Origin of the sequence: uncultured Fenollaria sp. (assembly GCF_934202865.1) — a bacterium.
GTDB lineage: Bacteria > Bacillota > Clostridia > Tissierellales > Peptoniphilaceae > Fenollaria.
In genome coordinates this window covers 1-2,280 of record NZ_CAKPYL010000088.1, presented here as the reverse complement: position 1 = coordinate 2,280, position 2,280 = coordinate 1, and the positions used below count along the sequence as shown (strand labels likewise).

At 33.1% G+C, this 2,280-nt stretch carries 3 protein-coding genes; 1 reads left to right on the top strand and 2 read right to left on the bottom strand.

The window, feature by feature from the left end; all coding sequences use genetic code 11:
* A partial coding sequence (locus Q0E71_RS06735) for a copper homeostasis protein CutC (RefSeq protein WP_294797257.1) occupies positions 1-695 on the bottom strand: 695 nt, incomplete at its 3' end.
* A 134-nt stretch (positions 696-829) separates the two neighbouring features.
* Between Q0E71_RS06735 and Q0E71_RS06730 the strand changes: the two genes are divergently transcribed.
* Positions 830-1,729, top strand: coding sequence for an alpha/beta fold hydrolase (locus Q0E71_RS06730; RefSeq protein WP_294797255.1), 900 nt, complete (start codon positions 830-832; stop codon positions 1,727-1,729).
* 18 nt (positions 1,730-1,747) lie between these two features.
* Here the strand turns inward: Q0E71_RS06730 and Q0E71_RS06725 are convergent.
* Positions 1,748-2,280, bottom strand: a 533-nt coding sequence (locus Q0E71_RS06725) for a PP2C family protein-serine/threonine phosphatase (protein ID WP_294797253.1), incomplete at its 5' end; no start/stop codon positions are given.

The following is a 2,280-nucleotide window of genomic DNA, read 5'->3' as shown; positions in this document are numbered from 1 at the left end:
GCTAAATAATATGTTCCTTCGTCTTCATTCGGGTTTGTGCCGAAATATAATTTATCATTTACAAGAGTTGATTTATCTATATATACTTTATTTGATGATATATGCAGTTGATCAACAAGAAGATTCTTTTTAATAAAGTCTACGTTATTCTCCCTCACTCCTCCAGTGATAAACTCGAGCTTATCATGATATTTTTCATATAGTTCATTAATTATCTTATATGTATCTGTAATCTTATTGTCTCCACCTTTAGTTAATACGCGTTTAAAGCCAAGGTCTATAAGCTTTTTGCAGTTGCCATCAAGGTCTGGATCTATATCAAAGGCTCTGTGAAAGACGTTGTCCATGCCTTCGCAGTACTTAAGCAAGTATTCATTAGCCTTCATATCTATACTTCCATCATCATTCAAGCAGCCAAAGACAAAGCCTTGAACACCAAGTTCTTTAAGAGCAATGATATCTTCTTTCATAACATCTAAATCATATTTCGAATATGAAAAGCCAGCTTGTCTAGGTCTTATCATGGCAACGAAGGGTATATCTAGCTCAATAAGTACCTTCTTGCATAAGCCATATGATGGTGTTATTCCGCCTAAAACTGTTGATGCAATTAATTCAACTCTATCTGCCCCTGCTCTTTGAGCGATAAGAGTTGATTCAAACGAATCAGCACAAATTTCTAAAGTATATTTCATAAAAATTCCTCCAATGTGATTTCAGTACTTGTATTATATCATAAATTGACTTATAATAGTTAAAATATTGATTATTACTTACAAATATAGTATAATATCTAAAAGGGGAAGTAATATTTTTTAAGGTGAGGTAAATGGAAAAAAATTATTTAGAATTCACGGCAAAGGACAAAAACAAAATAAAGTATTTAGAATGGAAAGCTGAAGACCCCAAACTTTGTGTTGAAATCGTTCACGGCATGCATGATCACGCTATGAGATACGATGAGTTTGCTAGATTCTTACAAGCTAATGGTATATCATCATACGCACTTGATCTTAGGGGACATGGTATGACCGCTGAGGATAAAGATCACTTAGGTTTAGTCCCTAAGAACAACGCTTGGATGAAGATGGTTGACGACATCGATATGTTAAATTCAATCATAAGAAAAGAAAATCCAGGTAAAAAAGTCGTATTGCTAGGCCACTCCATGGGCTCAATACTTGCTAGAACATATGCTTATAAGTATGGCGATCACATTGATAAAATGTTTTTATTATCAAGCGTTAAGTGCCCTATATTCTTAAATCAATTATTCAAAGTCTTCTTAAAAGTTGTTATTTCAAAAGAAGGCTACGACGCGAAGAATGAATCGCTTAACCAAAAATCTTTTGACTTCATGAGTAAAAACGTTGAAGAAGATCAGCTTACATCTGACGCAGTAGAAAGAGCCAAATTCTTACAAGATGAATTATGTATCTTTGAATATAGTAATGGCTTCTTCCAAATGCTGATACATGGCGTTGATAAAGCAACTAGAAGAGAAAATTTAAAATATATACCAAAGGACCTACCTATATATTTATTCTCAGGTAAAAAAGATCCTCTATCAAACTTCGAGTTAGGCATTAAACAAATCTATGGCCTATTAAGAAGCGTTGGTATAGAAGGTTTAGAACTTATAGAGTATGACAATTTAAAACATGAACTACTTCATGATATTGAAAAAGAAAAAGTATTTCAAGACATATTAAAAGCTCTTCTTGATTAAGAAGAGCTTTTGCTTTATCTATTCCATTTCGTCTATATCTACTAATAGCATCGCGAAGTCATCTCTTTGATCACCAAAGGAGTATTGAAGTACAGCTATGTCTATAGCTTTGAGAAGCTTATTTGGTTTGCTTAATATAGTTGTTATAAGTCTATCCATACCGAATTCTTCGCCATGAGCGTTTTTGCTCTCGACTATACCATCTGTATATAAAAATAATTTATCGCCTGCCCTTAATGCAGTTTTCTTTACTTCATATTCAGAGCCTAAGTCTATACTCAATATAGGTCTGCCCTTTGCCTCTAAAACAGATATCTTATTATCATTAAATATTATAGGCATCGAGTTATGACCAGCATTTGCATAAACAAATTCTTCTTTGGCTGCGTAATAATCCCCGTAGAATTTAGTTATATACCTGTCGCTTTGCAAATTAAGTTCCAAAAATTTATCGCTTATATGTTTAAGTGCTTGTTCAGGCTTATAATTACTCTTGTTTAAATTTCTAACAGTTTGCCTTATAAACATAGTTAGCATAGATGCCGCTATAC